Genomic DNA, 3,396 nt, shown 5'->3' with positions numbered 1-3,396 from the left:
ATATGCATCTTTTTTTGCTTTTTTGTCCTTTGAGTCAACATTACTCAAAAGTTGATCGGAAATTTTTTCCTGCTTAATGCTATATTTTAACGATTCCTCTAAAAGGTCGTTTTTTGATACTAATCCGAAAGAAGAACATATTTTTCTAATAAGCTTCTTGTTCAGTTTTTCTAGAGTTGGGATGCTCATAATACAATTAGTTATGTTTTCAATTAATTATATGACAGTCTTTTTATTTTTTTGTTACAGAACAGTAATTTTTTTAACTGGACATTAATACCTTATAATTAGCTTGTTAATTGTTTTTTTGAAGAAAAATAACAAGCGAAGTATTAAATGTGTTATTATGACGCAATGTACTTATTTTTTTTAAGTCGTTTTATATTTGATTGTAAATTTGACATTAATTTATGATTTTTTAAAGCATAAAAAATCTATGCTATAGCCTGTTTTAATTGTAAAAAAGATGTTAGAAAATAAGATTGATTTTCTTTTATTGAAAATAAGCTAAATTGCACATTTATTTTATGTCGGATAAAATTTGAACAAATAATAAATGCATGATAAATACTACTATATATACTCATGAAGACTATCAGCCAGGACTTTCTATAGATTGTGTGATTTTTGGATTTCATGATAATCAGCTAAAAGTTTTGCTAATTAAAACCCCGTATGAAAATAAATGGTCATTGCCCGGCGGATTTGTCCCTATAAATGAAGATATAGATGATGCAGCAGTAAGAGTACTTAAAATCAGGACAGGAGTAGAAGGTATTTTTTTGAGACAATTTGCTACTTTTGGTAAAGTAAAAAGAAACGACAAGCATTTTGGTAATGCAATTTTAGACCATCTAAAAATTCCCAGAGAGGCAGGAAAATGGCTTTCACAACGATTTGTAACCGTAGGATATTATGCCTTGGTCGATTTCTTGCAAACGGTTCCACAACAAAGTAAAAAAGAAGAATTAATAGAGTGGGTTGATCACAAAGAAGTTCCAGAATTAATCTTGGATCACAAAGAAATTCTAGATAAAGCTTTGATTACACTCCGAAATGAGTTGAATTTAATACCAGTAGGATATAATTTGTTGCCTGAAAAATTTACGATTCCGGAGCTTCAAAAATTATATGAAACGATTTTGGATAGAAAACTCGATAGAAGAAACTTTCTCCGAAAAATAACCAATATCGGAATCTTGAATAAGCTCGACGAAAAGAAAAGTAATGTAGCACACAAAGCTCCAAATTTATATACTTTTGATAAAGATAAATATGATGAGGTTCTTAAAAATGGACTAAATCAAGGTTGGTAAAAATTAGAGTTTAACTTTAAAATAAGCTATCATGATATCGATTGAAACATTTAGAAAGTTAGCTCTATCATTCTCAGAAGCAACCGAAGAACCACATTTTGAAAAGACTTCTTTTCGGGTGAAGAAGAAAATATTTGCAACACTCGATGTAAATAAAAACCAAGGAGTATTGAAGTTTAATGAAATCGAACAATCTGTTTTTTGCGCTTCAAGTGAAAAATTCTTTTATCCCGTACCTAATAAATGGGGACAACAAGGCTGGACAATTGTAGATCTTGCCAAAGTTCCAGAGCCAATGCTACAAGATGCATTGTCAGTTTCCTATAATAATGTTTTACCCAAGAAGCGTTAATAACCAATTATTATATTTGCAAAAAATAATTATATGATAGGTGCTGAAAATTGGAATATAATTGTCGTTCCGTACAATCCTAATTGGGCGGATGAATTTAAAAAAATTGAAAGAGAATTACTCGTTGTTTTAAAAGATGAGGTATTATCAATTGAACATGTGGGTAGTACATCTGTAGAAGGTTTACACGCAAAACCAATCATAGATATAGATATTGTAATCGAAAACGATAGGTTTCTGATTGTAAAACAGAAACTAAAAGAGATAGGTTATGAACATGTAGGTAATTTAGGTATTGATGGCCGAGATGCCTTTAGTTATAAAAATAAGGAACACCTTATGGAGCATCATTTATATGTATGCAACAAAGAGTCGAATGAGTTAAAACGCCATGTCACTTTTCGAAATTACCTACGCACACATGCAGACGAAAGGGACAGATATAGCCAGATAAAAATAGAAATGGCCGAAAGATTCCCTCATGATATAGATAATTATCTTTTAGGAAAAGAATCAGTAATATTAGATATCTACAAAAAATGTGGGTTATAATTTAGTATTATGAGATTAAGAATTTATGCTTAATACAAAACCCAATCCTTGATTCACAAACTTAATGAATCTTAATCTTTTAATGCGTTAAAAAATTACTCGACTATAGTTCTAAAAGTCAGGTTTACTCTAGGTTTAGATGTTGTTTTAGTTGGAGGTAATCGATGTAACCAATGGGTTTGAGTAGTATCTTTCATGACCAATAAACTACCATGTTCTAAGATTAAAGAAACGGTTTCTTTAGTTTCTTTATGTTTAAAGGCAAACTTTCGTTCCGCTCCAAAACTTACCGAAGCAATAGCACCATTCTTTTTCAAATCTTTTTCGGCATCGCTGTGCCACGCCATTCCTTCGTCGCCAGAATGATATAAATTAAGCAAACAAGAATTAAAGGTTTCTCCGGTTTTTTCTTCGATAACCTTTTTTAATTCTAATAATTCATTAGTCCACGGAAGTGCCTTTTTTGTAGTGTTAGAGTAGGTATATTCAAAAGGGGAATCGCCATACCAAGCCACTTTACGTTTTGTAATTATTAATTTCCCAAAGATAATTGCTTCGTCATTTCTCCATTCGATAGTATTGAGTAATATATCTCGATAGTGATTTGAATTTTCTCTGGAAAATAGTTTACCATAATAATTTACAGTTCCGTCTTTAGGTAATAAATTGGTCGTTTCGTCTATTTCGGGATTAAATAAGTCCATCTTTCCAGTTTTTATATTCAGCTTTCATACAATGTCCACAGGGTCTAAAGCTATTTTGTTTAGCTTCATCTTCGGATAAAAAGAAAACCCGATTTTCACGTTTCATTCTTTTACCAGAAGAGCATTTTAAAGTTCCGTAAATTTTTAGCTTTCGGTTTCCACCAAAGCAAATTTCTGCATTTTTAATTTTATTCCGAAGATCTGAATCGGAAATTTTATTGTGTTGAATCATTTCTTTTATACGTTTGTTTTACCGTAGAGATGCATCATAGTGCGTCTAGGCAAAGATTACCCTATTTTTTGCCACAGATAAAAAGGATTAGAATGATTTATAAATCTGCCATATCTGCTAAATCTGTGTGAAAAAAATTATGTATTATATTTTACCGCAATTTTTATTCTGTAGAGACGCACCGCAGTGCGTCTAACATCACGTAATTAATCTATGAGGACCAATCTTTGCGTAGACGCA

The 3,396-nt window shown here is 31.2% G+C and carries 6 protein-coding genes; 3 read left to right on the top strand and 3 right to left on the bottom strand.

Going from position 1 to position 3,396, the window contains the following annotated elements; genetic code table 11:
* Positions 1–189, bottom strand: a 189-nt coding sequence (locus B8T70_RS24155; protein WP_086896403.1) for a hypothetical protein, incomplete at its 3' end; no start/stop codon positions are given.
* A gap of 371 nt (positions 190–560) precedes the next feature.
* Between B8T70_RS24155 and B8T70_RS23200 the strand changes: the two genes are divergently transcribed.
* From B8T70_RS23200 to B8T70_RS23190, 3 genes are read left to right on the top strand one after another with little or no spacing between them, the layout of a single operon-like run.
* Complete coding sequence (locus B8T70_RS23200) at positions 561–1,316, top strand: NUDIX domain-containing protein (RefSeq protein ID WP_086896402.1); 756 nt, start codon at positions 561–563, stop codon at positions 1,314–1,316.
* A 31-nt stretch (positions 1,317–1,347) separates the two neighbouring features.
* On the top strand, positions 1,348–1,668 hold the full coding sequence (locus B8T70_RS23195) for an MmcQ/YjbR family DNA-binding protein (RefSeq protein ID WP_039111824.1): 321 nt from the start codon (positions 1,348–1,350) through the stop codon (positions 1,666–1,668).
* A gap of 33 nt (positions 1,669–1,701) precedes the next feature.
* On the top strand, positions 1,702–2,220 hold the full coding sequence (locus tag B8T70_RS23190; RefSeq protein WP_086896401.1) for a GrpB family protein: 519 nt from the start codon (positions 1,702–1,704) through the stop codon (positions 2,218–2,220).
* A 95-nt stretch (positions 2,221–2,315) separates the two neighbouring features.
* Here B8T70_RS23190 and B8T70_RS23185 read toward each other — a convergent pair whose 3' ends face one another.
* Both B8T70_RS23185 and B8T70_RS23180 read right to left on the bottom strand, forming a co-directional pair.
* Positions 2,316–2,924 carry an alpha-ketoglutarate-dependent dioxygenase AlkB gene (locus B8T70_RS23185; RefSeq protein WP_086896400.1) on the bottom strand — a complete coding sequence of 203 codons (609 nt, stop codon included), beginning with the start codon at positions 2,922–2,924 and terminating at the stop codon, positions 2,316–2,318.
* Positions 2,911–3,156 carry an Ada metal-binding domain-containing protein gene (locus tag B8T70_RS23180; RefSeq protein WP_086896399.1) on the bottom strand — a complete coding sequence of 82 codons (246 nt, stop codon included), beginning with the start codon at positions 3,154–3,156 and terminating at the stop codon, positions 2,911–2,913. The genes B8T70_RS23185 and B8T70_RS23180 overlap by 14 nt, the downstream gene beginning before the upstream one ends.
* Positions 3,157–3,396 lie beyond the last annotated feature (240 nt).

Source organism: Flavobacterium sp. AJR, assembly GCF_002156885.1.
Taxonomy (GTDB): domain Bacteria; phylum Bacteroidota; class Bacteroidia; order Flavobacteriales; family Flavobacteriaceae; genus Flavobacterium.
The sequence above is the reverse complement of the archived record's forward strand: the minus strand, read 5'-3'. Positions and strand labels throughout refer to the sequence as shown.

Coding starts and splice junctions, on each gene's coding strand:
- B8T70_RS23200 (WP_086896402.1), top strand. CDS start 561: ATGATAAATACTACTATATATACTCATGAAGACTATCAGCCAGGACTT.
- B8T70_RS23190 (WP_086896401.1), top strand. CDS start 1,702: ATGATAGGTGCTGAAAATTGGAATATAATTGTCGTTCCGTACAATCCT.
- B8T70_RS23180 (WP_086896399.1), bottom strand. CDS start 3,156: ATGATTCAACACAATAAAATTTCCGATTCAGATCTTCGGAATAAAATT.
- B8T70_RS23195 (WP_039111824.1), top strand. CDS start 1,348: ATGATATCGATTGAAACATTTAGAAAGTTAGCTCTATCATTCTCAGAA.
- B8T70_RS23185 (WP_086896400.1), bottom strand. CDS start 2,924: ATGGACTTATTTAATCCCGAAATAGACGAAACGACCAATTTATTACCT.